Origin of the sequence: Curtobacterium sp. MCBA15_013, from assembly GCF_001865095.1 — a bacterium.
GTDB lineage: Bacteria > Actinomycetota > Actinomycetes > Actinomycetales > Microbacteriaceae > Curtobacterium.
In genome coordinates, this window is record NZ_MJGQ01000086.1 from 24,868 (window position 1) to 49,120 (window position 24,253).

A 24,253-nucleotide genomic window follows, 5' to 3' on the forward strand; every position below is an offset into this window, starting at 1 on the left:
CGCCTACGCGAGCTCGAGCAGCACGTGGCCGGACGAGATCGTCTGGCCGACGGGGGCGTTCAGCCCCGTGACGACACCGTCACGCGGGGCAGCGACGGGCTGCTCCATCTTCATGGCCTCGAGCACGACGAGCAGGTCGCCCTTCACCACGGTGTCACCCTCGGCGACCGCGAGCTTCACCACGGTGGCCTGCATCGGGGAGGTCACGGAGCCGGACGACGCCAGGCCGCCACGGACCCCGGACGACCGGCGCTTCGGCGGAGCGGACGGCCCGGCCGGACGACGACCGGCGGCGCCACCGGCGACGATCGACGGCATGGTGACCTCGATGCGCTTGCCCTGCACCTCGACGACCACGCTCTCGCGGGCTGCCGGTGCGGGGAGCTCCTCGGGGGAGCCGCTCCACGCCGGGATCTCGTTGACGAAGTCGGTCTCGATCCACTGCGTGTAGATGCTGAACGGGGTCTCGTCGGGCGTCGCGAACGCCGGGTCCGACACGACCGCACGGTGGAACGGCAGCACGGTCGGCAGGCCGGTGACCTCGAACTCGGCGAGGGCACGACGCGACCGCTCGAGCGCCTCGGCGCGTGTGGCACCGGTGACGATGAGCTTCGCGAGCATCGAGTCGAACGAGCCGGAGACGACGTCGCCCGAGACGACGCCCGAGTCGACGCGGACACCGGGGCCGGACGGCGCGTGGAACGCGTGCACGGGGCCCGGCGCCGGGAAGAAGTTGCGCCCCGGGTCCTCGCCGTTGATGCGGAACTCGAACGAGTGCCCGCGCGCGACCGGGTCGGAGTAGTCGAGCACGCCGCCCTCGGCGATGCGGAACTGCTCGCGGACGAGGTCGATGCCGGTGACCTCTTCGGAGACGCAGTGTTCGACCTGCAGGCGGGTGTTCACCTCGAGGAACGAGACGGTGCCGTCGGCGCCGACGAGGAACTCGCACGTGCCGGCACCGACGTAACCGACCTCGCGCAGGATCGCCTTCGACGACTCGTACAGCCGTTCCTCCTGCGAAGCCGTCAGGTACGGCGCGGGCGCCTCCTCGACGAGCTTCTGGTGCCGACGCTGCAACGAGCAGTCGCGCGTCGAGACGATGACGACGTTGCCGTGCTCGTCGGCGAGGCACTGCGTCTCGACGTGGCGCGGCTTGTCGAGGTACTTCTCGACGAAGCACTCGCCGCGGCCGAACGCCGCGATGGCCTCGCGCGTCGCCGACTCGAAGAGCTCTTCCACCTGGTCGCGCGAGCGGACGACCTTGAGACCACGGCCGCCACCACCGAACGCCGCCTTGATCGCGACGGGCAGCCCGACTTGGTCGACGAAGTCGAAGACCTCGGAGACGTCCTGCACGGGCTCGATCGTGCCGGGCGCGAGCGGCGCGCCGACCTTCTCGGCCACGTGCCGAGCGGAGACCTTGTCGCCCAGGCGCTCGATCGACTCCGGCGAGGGGCCGATCCAGGTCAGCCCGGCGTCGATGACGGCGCGGGCGAAGTCGGCGTTCTCGGCGAGGAACCCGTAACCCGGGTGCACGGCGTCGGCGCCGGAGCGTCGGGCGACCGAGATGATCTTGTCGATGACGAGGTAGGTGTCGGCGCTCGTGGTGCCGTTCAGCGCGTAGGCCTCGTCGGCGAGGCGTGCGTGGAGGGCGTCACGGTCCTGGTCGGCGTAGACCGCGACCGATGCCTTGCCTGCGTCGCGGGCCGCGCGGATGATGCGGACGGCGATCTCGCCGCGGTTCGCGATGAGGACCTTGCTGATACGGGGCATGGTAAGTCAGCGTATTCGTGCGGCAGAGGCGCGAATTGACTGGCACCCACAAAGAACCGGCGCGAAGAAGTGTGGATGTCTACAGTGCCCAGAGGTCGTGCCACGCGATGCCGAACCCCCGCAGCAGCATCGCGCGCAGCACCGGGAGCGAGAGCCCGACCACGGCGGACGGTGCGCCGTCGATCCGGGTGATGTACGCAGCGGCCCGACCGTCGATGGTGAACGCCCCGGCGACCTCGAGCGGTTCGCCGGTGGCGACGTACGCGTCGATCTCCGCGGGCGACATGTCGTCGGCGAAGGTGAGCACGGCGCTGTCGACCGCCACCACCTGGTCGCCGTCGGCGACCATCGCCGACCCGCCGGGCGCGACGCCCGCGACGAAGGCAGCAGCGCCGAGCGGCCCGCCGCCCGACGCGTCCACGGTACGGACGGGAGGCACGGTGCCGGCCCGACCCGCGCCTCCAGGCCCCGGATCGGGTGCGTCCAGGACGTCGGGTGCGTCCAGGGCGTCGGGTGCGTCCGCGGCCTGGCGCCGGTCCACGACGCAGTGCCCGCTCCAGAGCGTGCCGCCGCCGGCGGCGAGCATCTGCCGCCACCGTTCCCGCGCGACCTCCGGGTCGTGGGGCTTGCCGTACAGCACGCCGTCGACCTCGAACGCGGAGTCCCCGCCGAACACGAAGCCGTCGACCGGGGAGCCGTCGACGGGGGCGTCCGCGACGGCCGAGGCCTTGGCGACCGCGAGCATCGCCACCAGCTCCGGTCCGGTCAGGTCGCGGCCGAGCGACGTGGCGGCCGCGGCGACCGCGGGTTCCTCGTCGACCCCCGGCGCGACGAGCACCGGCTCGATCCCGGTCTGGGCGAGGAGGGCGCGGCGGGCGGGGGAGGTACTCGCGAGGTACAGACGCATGGGAACATCGAACCATGGGTGAATCCGTCGGAACGCTGCTCGACCTCGACGTCACCGGGATCGCCCACGGCGGCATCTCGGTGGCACGGCACGAGGGGCGGGTGGTGTTCGTGTCGGACGCGATCCCCGGCGAACGGGTGACCGCCCGCGTGACCGAGGACCGGAAGAAGTCATTCTGGCGTGCCGACACCGTGTCGGTCGGGACGCCGAGCGAACACCGCGTCGACCACGTCTGGCCCGAGGCCGCCCTCGACCGCGACCCGGCCGTCCGCGCCGGCGGTGCCGAGTTCGGGCACATCGCCCTCGGCCACCAGCGCACGCTGAAGCACGACGTCCTCGTCGACTCCTTCGCGCGCTTCGCCCGCACGGACCTCGCTGCCGTGCTCGGCCACGACGTCGTGGTCGAGGCAGCCCCCGGCGACGACGAGTCGAACGGCACCGGCTGGCGCACCCGCGTCCGCCTGCACGTCGACGAGGACGGCACCGCCGGCCCCTTCGCGGCCCGGTCGCACACCGTCGTGCCCGTCGCGTCCCTCCCGCTCGCGAGCCGGGTCGTGCAGGAGAGCGCACCGCTCGGCCGCGGCGCGATGCCCGGCGCGTCCGTCGTCGACGTCCTCGCGCCGAGCGGCTCCGAGGGCGCGCGACTCGTGATCGACGAGCAGAAGCCGACCGTCGTGACCGAGGTCGTGGGGGAGCGTTCGTTCTCGGTCGACGACAACGGCTTCTGGCAGGTCCACCGTGCGGCTCCGGCCGTGCTGACCGCGGCCGTGCAGGACCTCGTCGACCGCGACCGGCTCGACCCCGAGGGGCAGCACCTCGACCTCTACGGCGGTGTCGGCCTGCTCGGCGCCGCGCTCGGCGACCTCGTCGGGCCGCGCGCCAAGCTCACCAGCGTCGAGAGCTCGGAGCGCGCCACCGAGCACGCGCAGGAGAACCTGTCCGAGTGGATCGGCGCCCGCGCCGAGACCGGCCGCGTCGACCGCTGGCTGCAGCGCACCGTCTCGACCCTGTCCGCCGGCGAGCGGCAGCGGCACCGCGCCGGGACGATCGTGCTCGACCCGCCGCGCTCGGGTGCCGGGCGCGAGGTCGTCGTGCAGATCGCGGCCCTCCAGCCGGCGCAGGTCGTCTACGTCGCCTGCGACCCGGTCGCGTTGGCGCGCGACGTCGCGACGTTCGCGGACCTCGGGTACCGCCTGGAGGCACTGCGCGCCTTCGACCTCTTCCCGCACACCCACCACCTCGAGGCCGTGGCGCGCCTGGTGCCCGTCGCCTGACGTCGATCGCGGGTCGCCTCCAGGGCGGCGGCCGCGCGCTCGACGGCGGTCGCGCGGGCGCCGCGCCGACCTGGCCGATTTGCGCGACGCGTGTCCGAGCGCACGACGACCGGCCGTGTCACGACCGCGTCGCGCCGCTGCCTGAGTCCGACCTGGGTATCCTTGGTCGTTGATGGCGAACCGGTTTCAGGGGCCGGGGAGCGCATCGACCAGAGAGGCCACCGTGGCAACAGACACGACCACCACCGGAACGACCGGACTGGCGACCAAGCCTGTCCGTGTCGCGATCGTCGACGACCACGAGTCCGTGCGGCTCGGGATCCAGGCAGCCTGCCAGAACGAGGGGTTCGAGGTGGTGCTGACCGCCGCGAGCGTGCCCGAGTACATCGAGAACCTCGGTGGGCGTGAGGTCGACGTCGTCGTCCTCGACCTGTCCCTCGGCGACGGCTCGACCGTGACCGCGAACGTGAAGGGTGTGCAGGGCACCGGTTCCGCCGTGCTCGTGCACTCGATCGCCGACCGCGTCGCGAACGTCCGCGAGGCACTGGCCGCAGGGGCGGCCGGCGTCATCCCGAAGTCCTCGGCGACCAAGACCGTGATGGCCGCCGTCGCCACCGTCGCCCGCGGGGACGTGCTCAACAACCTCGAGTGGGCCAGCGCGATCGACGCCGACCGGGACTTCGCGAAGGCGCAGCTCGGACGCCGCGAACGCGAGATCCTGCACCTCTACGCCTCGGGCCTGCCGCTCAAGCTCGCCGCGCAGCAGCTCGGCATCGGCTACTCCACCGCCCGCGAGTACCTCGACCGCATCCGTGTGAAGTACGTCGAGGTCGGTCGACCGGCACCGACGAAGGTCGACCTCCTCCGCCGTGCGGTCGAGGACGGCATCCTGCCGGGGCTCGACTCGGGCATCGACCCCGACGGCGACGGCCGCTGAGCAGCATGACGGCGGCTGACGCTGCGCCCGGGGCCGGGGCCGGGGCCGGGGCCGGGGCCGGAGCTGCGGGCGCCCGGACTGCGGCCGGGCGGATCGAACCCGCGCCGTTCGGGGCCGATCCCGCGCGGAGCGTCCGCGCGTCCATCACCCAGGCGTCCGTCGAGCGCGCGTTCGCGATCCTCCTCGCCGTGGCCGCACTCGGCTTCGGTGCGACGACCGTGCCCGCGGTGCTGTCGCAGCTGCCGTACCTCGACCCGGTGTGGGGTCCCGTCGTCGCGTTGGCGCTCGCCGCGTCGTTCCTCTTCGTCGCGGCGTCCGTCTTCGCGAGGCGCCTGGCGCAGATCGCGCAGATCGTGTGCGCCCTGGTGTTCCTCGTGGCACTCGTCACCTGGCCGTTGACCGTGGAGGAGCCGATCCCGTCCGACCAGGCACCGTGGCCCTGGTGGCTCTGCACCGTGGGGTCGACCGCGGCCGCGATGGGCTTCGCCCCGTGGCGGGCGTCCGTCTACACCGCCCTCGTGCCGGCCGTGTACGTGGCCATCCGGTTCACCCCGCTGGGCGGCGACGCGGGTGTCGGGGCGTTGCTCAACGGCTTCTACACGGCGATCCTCAGCGGGGCTGCCCTCATCATCGTGATCGTGCTCCGCCGTGCGGCAGCAGCCGTCGACGCCGCCCAGGCCACGGCGGTCCGGCGGTACTCGCACGCGATCCGCGAGCACGCCACCGAGGTCGAGCGGGTCCAGGTCGACGCGATCGTCCACGACAGCGTGCTCACGACGCTCCTCTCCGCCGCCCGGGCCGACACCCGCGACGCCGAGATGCTCGCCGCGCGCATGGCCCGGAACGCCATCGACCACCTCGAGGCCGCGGCTGCGGACGGCCCCGGGGACGCACCCCCGGTCTCCCTCGTGGACCTGCGGACCCGCATCTCCGACGCCGTCGGTGCGCTCGCGGCGCCGGTGCGGGTCGACCGTGGGCACGTCGGGTCGATCCGGGTGCCCGCGATCGTCGCGGACGCCGTCGCCTCGGCGGCCGTCCAGGCAGCGGTGAACAGCGTGCAGCACGCCGGTCCGGCCGAGGTCGACCGGTGGATCGTCGTCGAGCAGCGCGGCGCCGGCGTCCACGTCGAGGTCGGGGACGACGGTGCCGGCTTCGACATCGCGGGCATCCCCGCCGAGCGACTCGGCGTCCGTCGTTCGATCGTGGAGCGGGTGGTCGCCGCCGGGGGCACCGCCGAGATCGTCACCGCGCCGGGAGCGGGCACCCGTGTGCTCCTCGACTGGGCGCCGGCGGCGGGGGAGCACCGGTGAAGGCCTCACTCCCGGCCGGGGTCGCGATCGGGCTCGCGACGCTCTTCTCCGTCTACCACCTCGTGCTCGCGGCGACGACGCTCCCCGGAGCCGCCCAGATCGGGCCGGTCGTCGCGTGCATGGTCCTCTACGCCGCGGCGACCGGTGTGGCGGTGTTCGTGCCCGGCCGGCCGCTCCCGGTCTGGGCGACGTGCTTCGCGCTCGCGACGGCCGTGGTGCTGCCCGTCGTCGCCTCGCCCACGGTCGACCTGACCGCCGGCCCGGGGAACGGCACGTGGTGGATCGCCGCGGTCGGCACGCTGATGGTCGTCCTCGTCGTGCGTGCGCGCGTCGCGTTCGCCTGGGTCGGTGTCGGGTTCCTCACCGTGCACGCCGTCGCGTGGGCCGGACTCGGGGCGCTCGGCTCGCTCGGCGTGCTCGGCAGTGTGGTGTGGGTCGTGATCGCCACCGGCCTCACGGCTGCGATGAGTCGTGCCACCCGTGTCACCCGCGACTTCGTCCGCGCCGAGCAGGAGACCGCCGACTGGCAGGCGGCGCAGGACGCCCACGTCTTCGAGCGGCAGTTCCGGCTCAGCCAGACGACGCGCATGGCGCTGCCGATGCTCCAGCGGATCATCGAGACCGGCGGTGACCTGGACGACGCGGAGCGTGCCGAGTGCCTGCACCTCGAACAGGCCATCCGCGACGAGATCCGGGGCCGGTCGCTGCTCTCGGAGGACGTCCGCGACGAGGTCATGCGCCTCCGTCGTCGTGGCGCCACGGTGCAGCTGCACGACGACGGCGGTCTCGACGACCTCGAGATCGACGACCTGCGCCGGGTGCACGCCCGCATCGCCGAGGCCCTGCGCCAGGCGCGGGAGGCCGACAACGTGATCATCCGGACCGTCCCCGAGGGGTCCGAGTCCGCCGTGACCGTCGTGGGGCTGCGGCTCGACCTCGCGGCGAGCGAGTCGGCGGCGCTCGGGGCCGGGATGGACGACGAGGACGGCGACGAGTCGGTCGTCGTGTGGCTCGAGATCCCGCGGCACGAGACCGTCTGAGGCGGCCCGACACCGAACGTCGTCGGCGCCCGCGCGGACTCCAGCGCCCGGAAACGGGGAACGGGCCGGTCGGATACCGACCGGCCCGTTCACGACCCGAGTCTGAGCGACAACCCGAATATCGCCCTGACTCGTAGCTGGTAGGTGGCTTCGTACCCTAGTCGGCCACCGACCTGCGATGTTCTTCGTTGAAGGACACCGAACACGAACTACTATGCCCGCAGCCGAACGCTCTGTCAGTCGTCATTATGGGGGACAAAATCGGCCATTTCCGCCGCCCTCGGCCCCTGCTGTCCCCCGTCTGCGGGGAGACCGACCGGGAATCCTGCGGTCGGGGCGCCGAGACCGCCCGGTACCCAGGGGTACATGGTCGCCCGCACCGTGCGGCACGCGCAAGCCCCCGGAGCGGCTCAGCGGAGCGACCGGCTCCAGGCACCGGCACCGTGCTCGAGCGGCCGACGGAGTCCTCGGGCGGACACGTCCCACCCCGAGCGCGGCGACACGGTGACCTCGGGACGGCCGAGCGACGCTGCCTCGTCCGCCTGACGCTGCAGGACGGCGATGACGGCGGCGAGCTCCTCCGGCGTGGGCTCGCCGGAGACGACACGGACGTCGGCGGCCGCGGCGACGGCCTGGTCGACGGGGACCGCGGGGACCACGGCTGCGTGGCGGCCCATCAGCGTGCGCCCGTCACAGCGGGATGTTCCCGTGCTTCTTGGGCGGCAGCGTCGCGCGCTTGCCACGGAGGGCCCGCAGCGCCTTGACGACCGAGACGCGCGTCGCGTGCGGCTGGATGATCCCGTCGAGCTCGCCGCGCTCGGCGGCGAGGTACGGGGACGCGACGTTGTACGTGTACTCGTTCGCGAGCTTCGCACGGACGGCCGCGACGTCCTCGCCGGACTCCTCGGCGCGCTTGATCTCGGCGCGGTACAGGATGTTGACGGCGCCCTGGCCACCCATCACGGCGATCTCGGCGGTCGGCCACGCGAGGTTGATGTCGGCACCGAGCTGCTTCGAGCCCATGACGATGTACGCGCCGCCGTACGCCTTGCGGGTGATGACGGTGACGAGCGGCACGGTGGCCTCGGCGTAGGCGTAGAGGAGCTTGGCGCCGCGGCGGATGACACCGGTCCACTCCTGGTCGGTGCCGGGCAGGTAGCCGGGCACGTCGACGAGGGTGAGGATCGGGATGCCGAACGCGTCGCAGAACCGGACGAAGCGCGCGGCCTTCTCGCCGGCGTCGATGTTCAGCGTGCCGGCCATCGCCTGCGGCTGGTTCGCGATGATGCCGACCGTGCGGCCCTCGACCCGACCGAAGCCGATGAGGATGTTCGGCGCGAAGAGCGGCTGGACCTCGAGGAACTCGCCGTCGTCGACGATGTGCTCGATGATCGTCGTCACGTCGTACGGCTGGTTCGTGGAGTCCGGGATGACGACGTCGAGCTCGCGGTCGGCGTCGGTCGTCTCGAGCTCGGGCGCGACGTCGTAGGCCGGCGCGTCGGACAGGTTGTTGTCCGGCAGGAAGCCGATGAGCGAGCGGGCGTAGTCGAGCGCGTCGGACTCGTCCTCGGCGAGGTAGTGCGCGACGCCGGAGATCGCGTTGTGCGTCTGCGCGCCGCCGAGCTCCTCGAAGCCGACGTCCTCGCCGGTGACGGTCTTGATGACGTCGGGGCCGGTGACGAACATGTGGCTGGTCTTGTCGACCATGATCACGAAGTCCGTGAGGGCGGGGGAGTACACCGCACCGCCCGCTGCCGGGCCCATCACGATCGAGATCTGCGGGATGACGCCGGAGGCCTGGGTGTTGAGGCGGAAGATCTCGCCGTACTTGCCGAGGGCGACGACGCCTTCCTGGATGCGAGCGCCGCCGGAGTCGAGGATGCCGATGATCGGCACGCCCGTCTTCAGCGCGTGCTCCATCACCTTGATGATCTTCTCGCCCGCGACCTCGCCGAGGGAGCCGCCGAAGACGGTGAAGTCCTGCGCGTACACGGCGACGTTGCGGCCGTGGATGGTGCCGAAGCCGGTGACGACCGCGTCGCCGTAGGGCCGCTTCGACTCCATGCCGAAGGCGTGGGTGCGGTGGCGGACGAACTCGTCGAGCTCCACGAAGGAGTTCTCGTCGAGCAGCTGCTCGATGCGTTCGCGCGCCGTGGTCTTGCCCTTGGCGTGCTGCTTCGCGATGGCGGCCTCGCCCGCGGCGGTCACTGCTTCGTGGTACCGCTCGCGGAGGTCGGCGAGCCGGCCGGCCGTCGTCGAGAGATCGGGGGTGTCTCCTGGGGTCACCCGCTCACCCTACCGGCGGCGACGGCGGGGTCGGTTGGAGGACCCCCACGGTTCCTGCCCGTAGATTTGCTGCATGTCCACACCTGCGTCGTCGACGTTCCCGCTGAGCCGAACCGTCGTCGAGGCCGCGGGCGCGGTGCTCACCGAGCCGGTGACGACCGGGTCGACGAACGCCGACCTGCTCGCCCTCGCGACGACGCAGCCGCACGGCAGCGTCGTGGCGACGCTCGACCAGACCGCGGGTCGCGGCCGCCTCGACCGGACCTGGTCGGCGCCCGCCGGCCAGACGCTCGCGGCGAGCGTGCTCGTCCGCGCGGACCTCGACGACCGCGACCGCGGGTGGCTGCCGCTCGTCGCCGGCGCCGCGATGCGCGACGCGATCGTCGCCGTGCTGCACGGTCCGGAGCGTGTCGCGGTGAAGTGGCCGAACGACGTCCAGATCGACGGCCGCAAGGTCTGCGGCATCCTCTGCCAGGTCGCCGCCGACGGCAGCGTCGTCGTCGGCGCCGGCGTGAACCTGACCATCCCCGCCGACCGGCTGCCGACGCCGACGGCGACCTCGCTCGCGGTCGCCGGCGCGACGGGCTCGGCACCGGACCTCGCCGACCGTGTGCTGTCCGCGTTCCTCCGCGCGGTCCAGGAGGCCGTGGTCGCCCTGGTCGCCGGCGGTGCGGCCGCGGACGGGGTCCGGTCCCACGTCCGGTCGGCCTGCGGCACGATCGGGCAGCGGGTGCGCCTCGAGCTGCCGGACGGCACCACCTCGGAGGGGGACGCGACCGGCATCGACGACGACGGCCGGATCACGATCCGGGATCGAGCGGGCGTCTCCAGGGGCGTCGCCGTGGGGGACGTCACCCACCTGCGGTATGCATGACGGCATGACCGACGAGCCGCCGCCCGAACGCGTGGTCGCGCGGCTGCGCCCGCACGCTCGCCGGCTCGTGCGCCCCGCGGTGTTCGTGGTGCTCGTCATGCTCGCCGGCGGGTTCGGCTTCGGGGTGTTCCGGGCGCAGCTCGCCTGGCTGAACGCGGTCGTCGCCGGTCTCGTGGTGCTCCTCGTGTTCCTCGGCGGCGCGATGCCGCTGTTCCGCTGGATGTCGGAGCGCTACGTGGTGACCACCAGGCGCCTCGTCGTCGTGCACGGACTCGGCACGCGCACCCGGCGGGAGCTCCTGCACTCGCGGGGCTACGACGTGACGGTGCGTCGCCGCGGCCTGCAGGGGGTCTTCCGGTCCGGCGACGTCCTCGTGTTCCCCGGCGACGAGCCGGCCCTGGTGCTCGGCGACGTGCCGCACGCGGACCTGGTCGTGGCGGTCCTGCATGACCTCGTCGAGGCGCACGAGGCCCGGCGACGGCACCGCGAACCCGACTGGGACGAGATCGTCGGCGGGGCGGATCGACCGCGATGGGGCGACGTCAGACCCTGACGATGTCTCGACAGCGGGCGGTGCGGACGAGAACTGCGCCGAGGTTCCGGTACCGTCTTCCCGTGCGTATCTCTGTCATCGGCTGCGGTTACCTCGGTGCCGTGCACGCCGCCTCCATGGCCAAGCTCGGGCACGAAGTCGTCGCAGTCGACGTCGACCCGGTCAAGATCGAGCGGCTCGCCGCGGGTGAGGCTCCCTTCTTCGAGCCCGGTCTCCCCGAGATCCTGCGGTCGGCGCTGGCCTCCGGCCGCATCCGCTTCACCACCGACATGGCCGAGGTCGCCGGTGCGCGCGTGCACTTCCTCGCCGTCGGCACGCCGCAGGGGCCGACCGGCGCCGCGGACCTCACGTACGTCGACGCCGCCGTCGCCGCGCTCACGCCGCACCTCGCCGCCGGCGAGTTCGTCGTCGGCAAGTCGACGGTCCCCGTCGGCACGGCCGCGCGCCTCGCAGCCGAGGTGTCCGAGGCGGTCCCCGGTGCGACGCTCGTCTGGAACCCCGAGTTCCTCCGCGAGGGCTTCGCGGTGCAGGACACGATCAGCCCGGACCGCTTCGTCTACGGCGTGCCCGACGGCGACGCCGGACAGGCCGCTGTCGAGGCCCTCGACGAGGTCTACGCCGAGGCCCTGGCGAGCGGCACGCCCCGGCTCGTGGTCAACCTGCCCACGGCCGAGCTCGTGAAGATCAGCGCGAACGCGTTCCTCGCGACGAAGATCTCGTTCATCAACTCGATGGCCGAGATCGCCGAGGTCGCCGGTGCCGACGTCACGGCGCTCGCCGACGCGATCGGCCACGACGCCCGCATCGGCCGCAAGTTCCTCAACGCCGGCCTCGGCTTCGGCGGCGGCTGCCTGCCGAAGGACATCCGGGCGTTCCAGGCGCGGGCGGACGAGCTCGGTGTCGGGGAGTCCCTGGCGTTCCTGGCCGACGTCGACGCCACGAACCTCCGTCGTCGCGCGCACGTCGTCGAGCTCGCGCAGGAGCTCCTCGGCGGGGTCGTGGCGGGCAAGCGTGTCGCCGTGCTCGGCCTGGCCTTCAAGCCGAACTCCGACGACGTCCGTGACTCGCCGGCACTCGACATCGCCGCCCGGCTGCTGGGTCTCGGTGCCTCGGTCGCCGCGTACGACCCGGAAGCCGTCGTCACGGCGCGCCGCGTGCACCCCGAGCTCGACTACACCGAGAGCGCGACCGATGCCCTGCGTGACGCCGACCTCGTGCTCGTCCTCACCGAGTGGACCGAGTTCCGCGAGCTCGACCCGGCCGTGGCCGCCTCGCTCGTGGCGACGCCCGTCGTGATCGACGGGCGCAACTGCCTCGACCGCGACGCCTGGACGGCTGCCGGCTTCACCTACCGCGGCATGGGCCGCTGAACACCGCGCGGGGAGCAGCATGACGATCGACGACGCCGTGACGACCGAGGACCCGGTCGTCGACGCTCCCGTGGAGCACCGACGCCGCTTCGGGGCCTTCCACGAGGGACGGCGCCCGTCGCGGGTGTCCCTGCTCGCGAACGGTGCACTGCTCCTCGTCGCCTCACTGCTCGTCGCAGTGATCGCGTTCCGCACGCGGCTCGAGATGACGAACATCGACGGCATCTCGTACATGTCGATCGCGAAGCAGTACGCCGAGTGGCACTGGGCGGACGCCGTGAACGGCTACTGGTCGCCGATGGTGTCCTGGCTGATGGCGCCGTTCATCGCCGTCGGCGTCGGGCAGACCACGGCCTTCGCGATCGTGAACACGCTGTCCTGCGTCGCCGTGATGGCGATGGGGGCGTGGCTGCTGCTCCGGACGACCGGCAACGGCTGGACCGCCGCGTGGTCGATCGCCGCGACGGCCCCGCTCCTGATGGCGAACGTCAGCCTGCAGACCCCGGACACCCTCGTGCTCGTGTGGTGCCTCGGGTTCCTCTGGGCACTGCTCGCGGCCGACCGCGCCTGGCACGGCTCGGTGCGACGGATCGTGCTCACCGCGGTGCTGCTCGGCGCGGTGTGCGCGTTCGGGTACTTCACGAAGGCGTTCCTCGTCCCGGTGTTCCTCGTGGTGGTGCCGGTGTGGGCGGTCGTCCGCTGGTTCCAGGACCGCCCCGAGGCCCGCGAGCGCCGGTCCGTCCTGCTGCCCGTCGTCGCCCTCGTCGCCGTGGTCCTCGTCTCCGCGCCGTGGGTCATCGCCCTGTCGGTGAAGTTCGGCGGCATCGAGGTCGGCTCGTCGCTGACCGTGAACGTCTCCGGCAAGTTCAGCGACACGTCGAGCACCGATGGCGACGAGTACCGCATCGCGACGCCGCCGAACGCCCGTGCGGTGTCGCCGAACGAGGACCGCACGCCGTCGATCTACGACGCCGGGATCCTCGAGGCCGAGCGCACGCTTCCAGCGGTGCCGCAGCCGGGCGCCGAGGCCGCTCCGACCGAGAGCCACACCACGACCCTCGTCGGCAAGGTGCGGTACTACGTCGAGCAGCGGCTCGAGGCGTTGCCGTACTACTTCAACCGCATCGGGTCGTTCGCACCGTTCGCGCTCGCGATCGGCGTCGTCTTCGTCGGCGCGGTCGTGGCGGGCGTCGTGCACTACCGCCGGTTCGTCTTCGCGAGCATCGTCGGCATCTTCTCCGGGGTGTACCTGCTCGGCTACGCGGGCATCGCGACGGTGGACACGCAGGGCGGCAACGCGCGCTACTACCTCCCGCTCTTCATCGGGTCGGTCCTGATCGCCGGGGCACTCCTGCCCGCGTTCTGGCGGGCGGCTCGTCGGGGACGTCGTGTGCGGCAGGTCGTCGCCGTGGCCGCGTGCGCCGTCCTGGTCGTCGCCGCGTACAGCCAGAACGTCAACGGTGTGAAGGCGCCCTTCTCGACGATGGGCACGCGCCCGTCGGGCATCCCCGTCGGGCAGGTGTTCGGCGGGGTCATCACCCCGGACGAACCGCTCCCGGACCTGCTGCTGGCCAACCACACGCTGCCCGCCGGCAGCACGATCCTCGGGACGAACACCCGGGACGCCACGCTCGTCGCGTTCCGCACCGGCACGCAGATGTACGGCGAACCGGGCCAGGAGTACGACTACCAGGACCCGTCGTTCGTCGCACTGCTCAAGAAGTCGGGCGTGCAGTACTTCCTGAACTACACGAACGCCCTCATCCCGAAGGACCGGGACTACTCGGCGATCGGCACGCTCGAGGACAGCTTCACCGTCCAGCAGACGTGCCAGGACATCCGGTCCGCGCCGGTCCAGGCCTGCCGGGTCGACGTCGTCAAGGTGTCGGGGAACTGACCTCGGTCGGCGTGCTGCGGGTCGGGGTGACCCACACCCGCAGCACGCCGCCGGTCAGCCCGACCGCGACGAGCACCGCGACCACGGCGACCACGGCGAACGGCACCGGGCCCCACGACTCGTAGCGGGCGATGCTCGCGGCCGAGAGCGGTCCGGTCGCGGCGTTCCAGAACCACCCGGCGGCGACCGCGAGGCCCCAGAGCCCGATGGCCGGGAGCGCCACGGCCAACACCCGGGGCAGCACGGCCGTCCCGCGTCCGGGCAGGGGCAGCCGCCGCCACGCCACGGCGCTCAGCACGACGAGGCAGAGCAGCGCCGGGAACAGGTAGCGGCCCTGCGTGCCCGCGACCTCGGTCGTGTCGAGGTACGCCTTCGCGCTGCTCGCGGTCTGCAGGAGCAGCAGGAGCGCGGGGAACACCGCGAGTGTCCAGGCGGTGCGCCGGGTCCGGCCACGGCGGAACGCCCAGCCGACGAGCACGACGAGCACGACGAGCGTCAGGACCGCCGTGAGGACGTCGCCGATGCTCACCTGCGCGCGCTGCCCCGGGGAGCCCCAGAAGGTCCGGGCGAGGGTGCCCCAGCTGACGTCGAGGAAGTGCCACACCGATGGCCCCTGGTTGTCGGGGAACGGGCGGTCGGGTCGGATCGCGGCGTAGCCGTCCGGCTGCAGGGTGCGGAACAGCCAGAGGTTGCGCAGCCACCACCACGCGCCGATCACCGCGGCGACGCCGAGGGCGACGGCGGCGCGGAGGACGCGACGGCGGAACGGGACGACACCCGCACCGGCGACGAGGGCCACGACCGCGACGAACGGCACCGCCGGCAGCCCCGTGCCCTTCGTCCAGACGAGCAGCCCGAGCGCGACCCCGAGCCCGACGAGCGTCCGGCGTCGCAGGTCCCCGGTGAGGAGCCGCGTCGCGAGCCACACCACGACGCCGCCGAGCAGGAACGTCAGGGCGTCGTTCGTCACGGAGGCCCCGATCGACGCCAGCTGCGGCGTCGCGAACAGCGCGAGTGCACCCATCAGGCCCGCCCGCGGCGACCGGGTGACCCGCCGGACCGATGCCCACGCGAGGAGCGCGAGCGGCGTCACGAGCAGCGCGTCCACCAGTCGGAGCGCGACGAGGGCGTGGTCCCAGCGGAGCGAGCCGTAGTGCAGCACGCGGAGCACGACGGCGTCCACCACGTAGGCCGTCGGCGGGTGCTGCGTCATCTGGTCGACCGTCGTGGAGTCGCCGGGGTGCGCCGCGAGCAGCTCGCTCACGGTCGACCACGTCGAGGAGTCCCCGGCGACCTGTTCCCGTTGCGCGGCCTGCACGGCGTTCGACACGTGCAACGTCCCCGGTGCCGGCCAACCGGAACCGGTGGCGACGTGCACGGCGGCGTCGAGGTGCGCGGGCTCGTCCGGTGCCTGGAACGCCGGCACGACGATCGCCCAGAGCACCAGCCAGAGCCCGAACACCGCCGTCAGGACGGCGACCCACAGCCCCTCGCTCCGCGAGACGACGGGGTGCGGTTCGGACTGCATCAAGCGGACTCCCGGGGTCGGCGACGCCACCGGTGTCGGTGGCGCGTCGAGCCTACTGGCCCACGACCTCGGAACCCGCGGTGGAACCGGGCGTCTCGGCGGCGGGCACGGCCCGGTCGTGTCCGCGCTCGGGGTGGTAGACCCACACCTTGTAGAGCCAGAAGCGGAACACCGTGCCGAGCACGAGTCCGATCACGTTGCCCGAGATGTTGTCCGCCAACGCCGAGGTCAGCCCGAGCACGTAGTGCGAGATGCCCAGGCAGCCGAGCGAGATGACCATGCCGCCGAGCGACACGACGACGAACTCGATGCCCTCACGCGTGGCCACCGCCCGCCGCTGCTCGCGGAAGGTCCAGTAGCGGTTGCCCATCCAGTTGACGAAGATGGCCACGATCGTCGAGACGACCTTCGCCCAGAACGGCCCGGAGTGGACCTCGTCCGGGCTGAGCACCGTCGCCCGCAGCACGTTGAAGATGCCGGTGTCGACGACGAACCCCACCGCGCCGACGACGCCGAAGCGTGCCAGTTGGGCCACCAGTCGCCGCACGGTCTCTCCCGGGTCCGTAGAGTTGTCGCTGGTCGTGCTCACGAGGGCCGACCCGCAGGTCGCACAGGACGGCGACCCGAACAGCGATTCTAGACAGCGCGTTCTCGCCGGACGGTGTGAACGACGGAAGGAACACACAGCATGGCGTTGCGCGTCGGGGTCATCGGTGGGGGACAGCTGGCACGGATGATGGTGCCGGCCGCGGTCGAGCTCGGTCTCGACATCCGGGTGCTGGCCGAGGGCCCGGGCATGTCGGCGGCCATCGCGGCCACCGCCGAGGGGGACTACCACGACGCCGCGACCGTGCTCGCCTTCGCGCGGGACGTCGACGTCGTCACGTTCGACCACGAGCACGTTCCGCAGGACGTCCTCCGTGCCCTCGTCGACGCCGGCGTCGCCGTGCACCCCGGCCCGGAGCCGCTCGCCGTCGCGCAGGACAAGATCACCATGCGCACGCGCCTGTCCGAGCTCGGGCTGCCGGTGCCGGACTGGGCCGCCGTGCACGACCCCGACGAGCTGCAGGCGTTCCTCGACGACCACGGCGGACGTGCCGTCGTGAAGACCGCCCGTGGCGGGTACGACGGCAAGGGCGTCCGGGTGGTCACCGACCCGGCCGACGTCGCCGACTGGTTCATCGCCGTCGCCGAGGCAGGCGGCGAGCAGGCGCTCCTCGTCGAGGAACTCGTGCCGTTCACCCGCGAGCTCGCCCAGTCCGTCGCCCGACGCCCCTCCGGCGAGGTCGTCGCCTGGCCGCTCGTCGAGACCGTGCAGCGCGACGGCGTCTGCGCCGAGGTCTTCGCCCCCGCCCCCGACAGCGCCGGACGCATCGCCGACATGGCCGAGGACATCGCCGTGCGGATCGCGACGGAGCTCGGTGTCACGGGTGTGCTCGCGGTGGAGCTGTTCCAGACCGACGACGAGCGCATCCTCATCAACGAGCTCGCCATGCGCCCGCACAACACCGGTCACTGGACGATCGACGGCGCCACGACGAGCCAGTTCGAGCAGCACCTGCGTGCCGTGCTCGACCTGCCGCTCGGTGCCACCGGGTCGTTCGCCCCGGCCGCGGTCATGATCAACGTGCTCGGCGGTCCGGCGGACGGCGACCTCGCGGCGCGGTACCCGGGTGCGCTCGAGGCCTTCCCCGAGGCCAAGTACCACTTCTACGGCAAGGCTCCCCGGCCGGGTCGCAAGATCGGGCACGTGACCGTCATCGGCGACGACCTCGACGACGTCACGTACCGCGCCCGGTCCGCAGCGGCCCACTTCGACGACTGAGGCTGCGGTCCGCGCGGACGGTGCGCTCGGACGGTCCGCAGAAGGGCGGACACCCGCTCGGGTGGCACCCGATCTGGCGTGTGTACCCCCGCGCGTCGGCGTGCTCCCATGGACGGGACAGGGTCCACCGTCCACAGGGAGTACGTCATGCGCCGCGCCAGTGTGTTCGCCACCACGGGAGCGGTGAGCGCCTTCGTGGCGCTCGCCGCGGGAGCGCTCACGCCGACCACCGCCGTCGCGGCGACGAGCGCCGCCACGATCCGTGCGGCCGCTGCGTCGTCCCTCTACGCCTCCGGTCCCTACCGTTCCGACACGAGCGAGGCGGCGAAGCAGGCGACCGCCCTCGCGACGAGCGACCCGAGCGGCGCGGCCGCGGCGAAGACCATCGCGCAGTACCCGGTCGCGATCTGGCTCGGGGACTGGACGCAGGGGGCGACCCTGACGCGGACGATCGACGCCGCGATCGCGGGTGCCGAGCGCACCGGCACGACCGCGGTCTTCGTGACGTACGCGATCCCGCAGCGTGACTGCGGCGGGTACTCCGCCGGCGGCTTCGACGAGGCGACGTACGACGCGTGGGTCGACCAGATCGTCGCCCGGGTCGCCGGGCACCGGGCGGCCGTGATCGTCGAGCCGGACTCCCTCGCGATGCTCAGCAACAGCGCGTGCAGCGAGACCCTCGACGCCCAGCGGTACCGCATCCTCGCCCGCGAGGTCGCTGCCTTCACGGCGGCGGGCGTGCCGGCCTACCTCGACGCGGGGAACTCGAACTGGGTCCCGCCGGCGGTGATGGCGTCCCGGCTGAACAGCGCCGGGGTCCAGCGCGCGCGGGGCTTCTTCACGAACGTCGCGAACTACTACCCGACCGCGCAGGAGCAGACCTACGCCGACAAGGTCTCCGCGGCCACGGGCGGGTCCCACTACGTGATCGACACCTCCCGGAACGGCCAGGGCTGGCGCGGCACCTGGTGCAACGGTCCCGGCTCCGGGCTCGGCACCTCACCGCGGGTGGTGTCGGACGGCTCGGCCCTCGACGCGCTGCTGTGGGTGAAGACCCCCGGTGCGAGCGACGGCACGTGCAACCGCGGACCGGCGGCGGGGAAGTGGTGGTCGTCCTTCGCGAAGTCCCTCGTGGCGAACGCGCGACTCGGGACGCCGGTCGCCACGGCCGCTCCCGCCCGGAAGGCCCCGTCCGTCGCCCCGACGGCACACCGGGACTCGGTCGCGTCCACGGCGAAGCGGCGCGTGACGGTGTCGGGGTGGACGTTCGACCGCGACGACCTCACGAAGCCGGTCACCGTGCGCGTCACGGTCGGCGGGAAGGTGGTGGGGACCGCCACGGCGGACGCCTCGCGGCCGGACGTCGACCGGTTGCACCGGGTCGGGCGGAACCACGGGTTCCGGGCGACCGTGGCGGTGTCGAGCGGGAAGCGGAGCGTGTGCCTGACGGCGGTCGGGATCGGCCGGGGCGGGGACACCTCGATGGGGTGCACGACCGTCACGGTCCGCTGACGCCACCGGATCGCGGGAGGATGGGCCCATGCCGCGTGATCTCGTCCGCCGTGCCGCCCGTCGACTCCGTCGCTCCCTGACCGGGGCGCGGTCGGCCCCGGCCGCGGAACCCGTGCGCCTGCCGGTCCTCGGCTACGTCGTGGCCGGAGGCGGTGGGGCGCATCCCGCCTCGGCGCACGTGCGGGTCGTCCGCCGCACCGAGCACCTCGCGCGCACCGGTGCGGCCGAGGTCCGGCAGGTCGACCCCGCCGCGTTCGTCGACGGGACCGACACGACCGACTACCGGGCCGTCCTCGTGCAGCGGGACGCCCTGCCGCGGGACCTCGTGGCACCCTTCCTGGCCGCTGCCGCCGAGCGGGGGACCCGGACCGCCGCCGAGGTCGACGACGACTTCTTCACGGACTCCGGCCGCGACCGTCTGGCCCGGGCCGAGTACGACCCGGACCGGCTGGCCTCGATCGACGCCCTCGTGCGCGGCGCCGACCTCGCGGTCGTCAGCACCGAGGAGCTCGCAGCGCTCGTGCGGCCGCTCGCGCACCGGGTCGTGGTGGTCCGGAACGCCCTGGACCCGACGATCTGGACCCCGGGCGAGCCGGCCGCCGACGACGTTCGCCCCGCCGACGAGCACCGGGTGCTCTACATGGGGACGCTCACGCACGGCGCCGACCTCGAGCTGCTCCGGGACGTCTTCACCGACCTGACCGCACCCGACGGCACGCCGATCCGCCTCGAGGTGATCGGCGTGACCGAGGACGCCGACGATCCCGGCTGGTACCGCCGCGTCGAGGTGCCGGACGGCCACTACCCGGCGTTCGCCCGCTGGCTCGTCGACCACCGGCAGCGCTGGCGCGCGGGCGTCGCTCCGCTGCGGGACGAGGAGTTCAACCGGGCGAAGAGCGACCTCAAGGCGCTCGAGTACACCGCGCTCGGGCTCCCCGCGGTCGTCTCCGACCGGCCGTCCTACCGGGACGCGCGCGGGCACGGCGTCGTGGCGGTGCCGGACGACGTCGGGGCCTGGCGCGACGCGGTCCGCAGCGCCGTCGACTCCGGGTCCGCCGACGCCGTGGCCGCCCGCTGGGTCCGCGACGAACGGACGATCGGCGACGACGGGGACGCCTGGCGGTCCGCCCTGCTCGACTAGGCTCGTCGCGTGACCGACACCGCAGCCCCCGTCCAGCCGCTCGTCTCGATCATCATGGGGTCGGACTCCGACTGGCCGACGATGCGCGCCGCGGCGGACATGCTGACCGAGCTCGGCATCCCGTTCGAGGCCGACGTCGTGTCCGCCCACCGCACCCCCGACAAGATGACGCGGTTCGCCCGCGGCGCCGCTGCCCGGGGCATCCGTGTGGTCATCGCCGGCGCCGGTGGGGCGGCGCACCTGCCGGGCATGGTGGCCTCGATGACGACGCTCCCGGTGATCGGCGTGCCCGTGGAGCTCGCGCGCCTCGACGGACTCGACTCGCTGCTGTCCATCGTGCAGATGCCCGCCGGCATCCCGGTGGCGACGATGGCGATCAACGGAGCGGCGAACGCCGGGCTCCTCGCCGCGCGTATCATCGGCTCGGCCGACCCCGCGATCGCGGCGCGCCTCGGCGAGTACGCCGAGGGGCTCGAGCAGCTCGTCGAGGAGAAGGCGCAGCGCCTGCGCGACTCGCTCTAGTCGGCGGTACCCCGGTCGCGGGGACCGACCGCTAGAGATCGGCGTGCAGCTGCCAGGTCTCGGCGGCCGAGTCCTTCCAGTCGTACATGCGCGCCCGGTCCGGACCCGCGACGGCCAGCTGCCCGGCGAGCAGCGGGTCGTTGACGACCTGGTAGACCGCCTGCGCCAGTCGTTCGGGGTAGGAGTCGCGGGGATCGCGGGCCACCGTCACACCGGCGTCCGAGGCGACCTCGCGCACGGCGTCGTCGTCCGAGTGCACGACCGGCGTGCCGAAGCTCATCGCCTCGATCACGGGGAGCCCGAACCCCTCGGCGAGGCTCGGGAAGACGAACACCGTCGCCCGGTCGTACGCCACGGCGAGGTCCTGGTCGTCGATCCGGCCGAGCACCTTCACGCGGTCGCGGGACAGTCCTGCGCGCTCCGCGGTGCCGTACACGTCGACGTCGCCCCAGCCGTCCGGGCCGGCGATCACGAGCGGGACGTCGGCGGGGGCGTCCGGGTGTGCCATCGCCTCGATCAGGTACTGCAGGCCCTTCCGGGGCTCGAGCGTGCCGACCGCGAGCACGTAGCGCTCCGGCAGGCCGAGCCGCTCGGCACGGAGGTCGGCGTCGACGGGGGTCCGCAGCCGCCCGCTCGGCGCGCCGCCGATGACCCGGAGCCGTTCGTCGAAGCGGTGGATGCCGTTCAGCGTCGCCGCGACCGCGTGGGTCGGGACGACGACGGCGTCGGCGTGCTTCCACGCACGCTTCACCATCGCCCGGTGGAAGTGGACGCCGCGGGGCGTGAGGGTCTCGGGGTGGGTCCACGGCACGGTGTCGTGCACGGTGACCACCGTCTGCCGGCCCGGGTCGCTGAACCGGTCGTGCTTGACGAGGGGCGCGAGCACGCTCGGCGAGTGCACCATGCCGCGTCCGACGCCGCCGACGAAGCCGCCCTGCCACGCGAGCGAGAGCTCACGGCGGGGGAGCGCCAGGCGGTCGAGGTCGCCGAGGCCGGGGAGCAGCGTGCGGATGTGCGCGAGCTCGTCCTTGCCGACCGCCGAGACGATGCCGGCGACGTCGGCACCCTCCGGGGCACCCGCGATGAGGTGCCGTGTCAGTTCTTCGGCGTACCGACCGATGCCGCCGGGGACGGGGGCGACGATCTGGTCCACGACGACGTGGAGTGTTGTCATGCGGTGCGCCTCCTCGTGGTGCTGTGGTGCGCACTGCGCGGCCGGAAGCCGACCATATCAGTCCGCGCGGGGAGGGACCGGGGCGCCGGATCGGGGTGTGGCGGCGGCGGTCACGCGGCGGTGCCGGGCGGCGAGGGCGGCCCCGACGCCGGCGAGCACGACGTCGCCGATCGTCATGAACACCCGGCTGATGACGGCGAGCGCGAGCGGTGCGGAACCCCCGGCGACGCTGCCGAGCAGCAGCACGAGGATGCCCTCGCGGGGGCCGATGCCGGCGGGGGCGATGACCACGATGAAGCCGACGAGCCAGGCGACGGCGTACGCACCCACGGCCACCGGGAACAGGGTCGGGGAGTCGGCGCCGAAGACCCGGAGCACGACCGTGGCCTGCACGCCGTACGCGATCCACATGACGAGCGACCAGACGAGCGACATGACCGTGCCGGACCAGGTCAGGGTGGTGTCCTGCGGCGGGCGGCGGAGCACCCGGAAGGCGATCGCGATGAGCCGACCGAGGACGGGCGGGGTGAGGCACACCAGGCCGACGACGATCACCGGGATGAGCCACCAGAAGGTCGCGAACCCGGTCGACGAGGCGAGCAGGACGGCGACGATCCCGACGATCGCGGCCGTGACCATGCTGACGAGCATCGAGGCCAGCGCCGCGACCGCGCTGCCGGTGCGCTGCAGGCCGTGCGCACGCCCGAGCTCGGCCTGGGCGGCGATCGACCAGACACCGCCGGGGATGTACTTGCCGAGCTGCCCGACGAAGAAGATCGAGGACGCCGCGGCCAGGCGCACCCGGTACCCGCTGGCGGCCATCATCGCGCGCCAGGACAGCATGTTCGCGACGAGGGCGACGATGGTGAAGATGATGCCGATGCCCACCGTGGCAGCGTCAAGCCGTGCGAAGTCGTGGACGATCTTGTCCCACTGCTTCGCGATGCTCCAGACGAGGAAGGCGACGGCGATGACCGCAGCGACCCACTTCACGACGGTCAGCACGCGAGCGCGCCGACCGGTCGTCGGCACCGCGCCCGTGGCGACGTCGGAGGAGGTGTCGAGCGGGTCCGGTGACCCTGCGGCCGACCCCGTAGGCTGTTGTGCGTCCATCGACCGACAACTCTAAGGGAGCGCGCTGGATGCGACCCGATCCGGATCCCCGTCCGACCCTCCTCGTCGCCGCGTCGACCTTCCCGGCCGAGGCCGGCGACGGCACGCCCGGCTTCGTCCTCGACCTCGCGACCGCCCTCTCGGACGAGTACCGCGTCGTCGTCGTCGCCCCGATGACGAAGGGCGCCCGCGCGCACCAGCGGATCGGTGACGTCGAGGTCCGTCGGTACGGGTACTTCCCGGCCCGGTGGCGCGACCTGGCGGACGGCGCGATCGTCGACAACCTCAAGGCGAAGAAGTCCCGCTGGCTCCAGGTCCCGTTCTTCTTCGGCTCGATGGCCGCCGCGCTCCGCCGGGAACGCCGGCGCTCGCAGCCCGACGTCGCCCTGCTGCACTGGATCATCCCGCAGGGTGCCGTCGGCCAGCTCGTGCTCGGTGACCTGCCGCGCGTGGTGACCACGCTGGGCGGCGACCTGTACGCCCTGCGCAACCCGGTCCTCCAGCGGGTCAAGCGCTCCGTGATCCGCAGCGCCGCGTCGGTCACCTGCATGAGCACGGACATGGCGCGCGAACTCGGCAAGCTCGGCGCCCGCGACGACCAGGTGCACGTCGTGCCGATGGGCGTCGACCTCGAGCCGATCACCCGCGCGGTCGCGCGTGAGACCCGCGTCCCCGGCCGGGTGCTCTTCGTCGGCCGCCTCGTCGAGAAGAAGGGCGCGATCGTCCTGCTCGACGCCCTCGACCGGATGGCCGAGCAGCCGGCCGAGGTCGCCGTCGTCGGCGACGGTCCGCTCCGCGCGCAGCTCGAGGCCCGGGCCGGGTCCGCCGTCACGTTCCTCGGCGCCCGTGGCAAGGAGGACCTCGCGTCCGAGTACGCCAAGGCCCGCATCGCGCTCTACCCGTCCGTGCCCGCCGCGAACGGCGACCGCGACGGCCTGCCCGTCGCCCTGCTCGAGGCGATGTCCGCCGGGTGCGCGATCGTCGCGTCGGCCGTGCCCGGTATCGTCGACGTCATCGAGGACGGCGTGAACGGCCTGCTCGTCGAGCCCGGCGACGCCGCGGCGCTCGCTGCTGCCGTGGACCGCCTGCTCGCCGACCCCGAGCTCGCCGAGCGGCTCGGCCGTGCCGCGGCCGAGACCGCGGCCGCGCACACCGTGGACGCCGTCGGCGACCGGTACCGCGAACTGCTGGCGGCCGCGCGCCGCTGACGCACGTCC

The 24,253-nt window shown here is 73.0% G+C and carries 21 protein-coding genes; 13 read left to right on the forward strand and 8 right to left on the reverse strand.

All coding sequences use genetic code 11. The annotated features are described in order from the left end of the window. Nucleotides 1-3: 3 nt before the first annotated feature. Nucleotides 4-1,773: an acetyl/propionyl/methylcrotonyl-CoA carboxylase subunit alpha gene (locus tag BIV01_RS18290; protein WP_071303766.1), complete on the reverse strand. Its 1,770-nt coding sequence runs from the start codon at nucleotides 1,771-1,773 to the stop codon at nucleotides 4-6. Between the two features lie 79 nt (nucleotides 1,774-1,852). Continuing rightward, on the reverse strand, nucleotides 1,853-2,680 hold the full coding sequence (locus BIV01_RS19540; protein ID WP_071303767.1) for a Maf family protein: 828 nt from the start codon (nucleotides 2,678-2,680) through the stop codon (nucleotides 1,853-1,855). Nucleotides 2,681-2,694: 14 nt separating this feature from the next. Here BIV01_RS19540 and BIV01_RS18300 point away from each other — a divergent pair, with 14 nt between their 5' ends. The 4 genes from BIV01_RS18300 (at nucleotide 2,695) to BIV01_RS18315 (ending at nucleotide 7,241) form a co-directional block, all read left to right on the forward strand. Further along, nucleotides 2,695-3,954, forward strand: coding sequence for a class I SAM-dependent RNA methyltransferase (locus BIV01_RS18300; protein ID WP_071303768.1), 1,260 nt, complete (start codon nucleotides 2,695-2,697; stop codon nucleotides 3,952-3,954). 172 nt (nucleotides 3,955-4,126) lie between these two features. Next, nucleotides 4,127-4,891, forward strand: coding sequence for a response regulator transcription factor (locus tag BIV01_RS18305; protein ID WP_374115184.1), 765 nt, complete (start codon nucleotides 4,127-4,129; stop codon nucleotides 4,889-4,891). 5 nt (nucleotides 4,892-4,896) lie between these two features. Next, complete coding sequence (locus tag BIV01_RS18310) at nucleotides 4,897-6,201, forward strand: sensor histidine kinase (protein WP_071303769.1); 1,305 nt, start codon at nucleotides 4,897-4,899, stop codon at nucleotides 6,199-6,201. Continuing rightward, nucleotides 6,198-7,241 (forward strand): hypothetical protein, encoded by a 1,044-nt coding sequence (locus BIV01_RS18315; protein ID WP_071303770.1) that lies wholly within the window; start codon nucleotides 6,198-6,200, stop codon nucleotides 7,239-7,241. Before BIV01_RS18310 ends, BIV01_RS18315 begins: the two co-directional genes overlap by 4 nt. Before the next feature lie 410 nt (nucleotides 7,242-7,651). On the opposite strand, the gene BIV01_RS18320 is transcribed toward BIV01_RS18315, so the two are convergent. Together BIV01_RS18320 and BIV01_RS18325 are read right to left on the reverse strand one after the other, a co-directional pair. Then, on the reverse strand, nucleotides 7,652-7,918 hold the full coding sequence (locus BIV01_RS18320) for an acyl-CoA carboxylase subunit epsilon (protein ID WP_083403379.1): 267 nt from the start codon (nucleotides 7,916-7,918) through the stop codon (nucleotides 7,652-7,654). A gap of 13 nt (nucleotides 7,919-7,931) precedes the next feature. Continuing rightward, nucleotides 7,932-9,527, reverse strand: a complete 1,596-nt coding sequence (locus BIV01_RS18325) for an acyl-CoA carboxylase subunit beta (protein WP_070418456.1) — start codon at nucleotides 9,525-9,527, stop codon at nucleotides 7,932-7,934. A 73-nt stretch (nucleotides 9,528-9,600) separates the two neighbouring features. On the opposite strand from BIV01_RS18325, the gene BIV01_RS18330 reads away from it, so the two are divergent. From BIV01_RS18330 to BIV01_RS20055, 4 genes are all read left to right on the forward strand, one after another. Beyond that, nucleotides 9,601-10,401: a biotin--[acetyl-CoA-carboxylase] ligase gene (locus BIV01_RS18330; protein WP_083403378.1), complete on the forward strand. Its 801-nt coding sequence runs from the start codon at nucleotides 9,601-9,603 to the stop codon at nucleotides 10,399-10,401. Nucleotides 10,402-10,405: 4 nt separating this feature from the next. Next, a complete protein-coding gene (locus BIV01_RS18335; RefSeq protein ID WP_070418457.1) occupies nucleotides 10,406-10,954 on the forward strand; it encodes a PH domain-containing protein in 549 nt (182 codons plus the stop codon). Nucleotides 10,955-11,016: 62 nt separating this feature from the next. After that, complete coding sequence (locus tag BIV01_RS18340) at nucleotides 11,017-12,324, forward strand: UDP-glucose dehydrogenase family protein (RefSeq protein WP_071295778.1); 1,308 nt, start codon at nucleotides 11,017-11,019, stop codon at nucleotides 12,322-12,324. Between the two features lie 19 nt (nucleotides 12,325-12,343). Continuing rightward, complete coding sequence (locus BIV01_RS20055) at nucleotides 12,344-14,221, forward strand: hypothetical protein (protein WP_071303771.1); 1,878 nt, start codon at nucleotides 12,344-12,346, stop codon at nucleotides 14,219-14,221. On the opposite strand, the gene BIV01_RS18350 is transcribed toward BIV01_RS20055, so the two are convergent. Both BIV01_RS18350 and BIV01_RS18355 read right to left on the reverse strand, forming a co-directional pair. Next, on the reverse strand, nucleotides 14,202-15,749 hold the full coding sequence (locus BIV01_RS18350) for a DUF2142 domain-containing protein (RefSeq protein WP_071303772.1): 1,548 nt from the start codon (nucleotides 15,747-15,749) through the stop codon (nucleotides 14,202-14,204). The two genes, BIV01_RS20055 and BIV01_RS18350, sit on opposite strands and share 20 nt — an antisense overlap. Nucleotides 15,750-15,801: 52 nt before the next feature. Further along, nucleotides 15,802-16,284 carry a GtrA family protein gene (locus BIV01_RS18355; protein ID WP_254791887.1) on the reverse strand — a complete coding sequence of 161 codons (483 nt, stop codon included), beginning with the start codon at nucleotides 16,282-16,284 and terminating at the stop codon, nucleotides 15,802-15,804. Between the two features lie 153 nt (nucleotides 16,285-16,437). On the opposite strand from BIV01_RS18355, the gene BIV01_RS18360 reads away from it, so the two are divergent. From BIV01_RS18360 to purE, 4 genes are all read left to right on the forward strand, one after another. After that, nucleotides 16,438-17,574, forward strand: coding sequence for a 5-(carboxyamino)imidazole ribonucleotide synthase (locus BIV01_RS18360; protein WP_070418462.1), 1,137 nt, complete (start codon nucleotides 16,438-16,440; stop codon nucleotides 17,572-17,574). 147 nt (nucleotides 17,575-17,721) lie between these two features. Next, nucleotides 17,722-19,086, forward strand: coding sequence for a glycoside hydrolase family 6 protein (locus BIV01_RS18365; protein WP_071303774.1), 1,365 nt, complete (start codon nucleotides 17,722-17,724; stop codon nucleotides 19,084-19,086). Between the two features lie 28 nt (nucleotides 19,087-19,114). Continuing rightward, entirely contained in the window at nucleotides 19,115-20,227 is a 1,113-nt protein-coding gene (locus BIV01_RS18370; protein WP_071303775.1) for a hypothetical protein, read from the forward strand. A 9-nt stretch (nucleotides 20,228-20,236) separates the two neighbouring features. Then, a complete protein-coding gene (gene purE, locus BIV01_RS18375) occupies nucleotides 20,237-20,749 on the forward strand; it encodes a 5-(carboxyamino)imidazole ribonucleotide mutase (protein WP_071303776.1) in 513 nt (170 codons plus the stop codon). A gap of 31 nt (nucleotides 20,750-20,780) precedes the next feature. Here the strand turns inward: purE and BIV01_RS18380 are convergent, their stop codons facing one another. Next, on the reverse strand, nucleotides 20,781-21,923 hold the full coding sequence (locus BIV01_RS18380) for a glycosyltransferase family 4 protein (RefSeq protein WP_071303777.1): 1,143 nt from the start codon (nucleotides 21,921-21,923) through the stop codon (nucleotides 20,781-20,783). Nucleotides 21,924-21,980: 57 nt separating this feature from the next. Further along, a complete protein-coding gene (locus BIV01_RS18385; RefSeq protein ID WP_083414142.1) occupies nucleotides 21,981-23,036 on the reverse strand; it encodes a lysylphosphatidylglycerol synthase transmembrane domain-containing protein in 1,056 nt (351 codons plus the stop codon). Between the two features lie 29 nt (nucleotides 23,037-23,065). Between BIV01_RS18385 and BIV01_RS18390 the strand changes: the two genes are divergently transcribed. Beyond that, on the forward strand, nucleotides 23,066-24,244 hold the full coding sequence (locus tag BIV01_RS18390; RefSeq protein WP_070418468.1) for a glycosyltransferase family 4 protein: 1,179 nt from the start codon (nucleotides 23,066-23,068) through the stop codon (nucleotides 24,242-24,244). Nucleotides 24,245-24,253 lie beyond the last annotated feature (9 nt).